This window comes from Mesorhizobium sp. M2A.F.Ca.ET.037.01.1.1, from assembly GCF_003998075.1.
In the GTDB taxonomy this organism is placed as follows: domain Bacteria; phylum Pseudomonadota; class Alphaproteobacteria; order Rhizobiales; family Rhizobiaceae; genus Mesorhizobium.
In genome coordinates this window covers 1-871 of the sequence record NZ_RZSA01001559.1, presented here as the reverse complement: position 1 = coordinate 871, position 871 = coordinate 1, and the positions used below count along the sequence as shown (strand labels likewise).

Below are 871 nucleotides of genomic sequence, written 5' to 3'. Positions count from 1 at the left end.
GAGTATGAGTTTCTGCGCCACTCACTGCCGGACGGTGGGCAAGCGGGCGAAGGCCAGATCGAATTTCTAGCTCGAATCCTCGGCCTGTCCGCGCAGGGCAGTGGGATGACCAAGACAAGCCAGGTCGTAATTGTCGATATGAACGCGGTATCGGATGATGTCGTAGAGCTCTTTTGTTCAGTTCTAGCGCGCCTGACATTTCGCCTGCTGCGGCAAGCCGACCCGCGAAATCGATTCCCCGTTCATTTACTGCTTGAAGAGGCTCACCGCTACGTCGCCTCCACACCCTCGCGTTATGCGTTGGACGCCGCTAAGGTTTTTGAGCGGATAGCGAAGGAGGGCCGCAAGTACGGCATGTTCCTGATAGTGGCATCACAGCGGCCGAGCGAACTTTCGAAAACCGTGTTGTCCCAATGCTCAAACTTTGTGGTCCACCGGATTCAGAACCCGGACGACCTGTCGCAAATCCGTCAGATGACGCCATTCATTTCCGAAGCTGTCCTTAAGCGATTGCCATCTCTCCCCAAACAGCACGCCCTGGTATTTGGAACCTCGGTCAATTTGCCGACAACCTTTCGAGTCAGGGATGCTGCTCCAAGGCCGTCGAGCGACGATACCAAGATAGTTGATCTCTGGTTCCACGAGGAAGGTCGCCCAGCAAACATCCGGTTCGTTCCGGTGGTGCCCGATGCGGACGACGTATTCTCAGACTTGGTGTGAAGGCAAACATCAACGCTTCGGACGCCATTGTGCGTCCCAAGAGTCAGGCTGCTGCTTTCGTGGTGGTGAGCTTGAATCCAACAGCCGTGAGGACTTTTAGTACAGTCGAGAATTCAGGGTTGCCGTCGGCGCTTAGAGCCCGATAGAGCCC

1 protein-coding gene and 1 pseudogene are annotated in these 871 nt (G+C 55.8%); one reads left to right on the top strand and one right to left on the bottom strand.

Features of this window, described 5'->3' with window-relative positions; translation table 11 throughout:
* Window positions 1–720: ATP-binding protein (locus EOA27_RS38355; protein WP_145970898.1), on the top strand; the 720-nt coding region annotated here is incomplete at its 5' end.
* Window positions 721–763: 43 nt separating this feature from the next.
* Here the strand turns inward: EOA27_RS38355 and EOA27_RS43255 are convergent.
* A pseudogene (locus EOA27_RS43255) lies at window positions 764–871 on the bottom strand (transcriptional regulator); the annotation flags it as partial.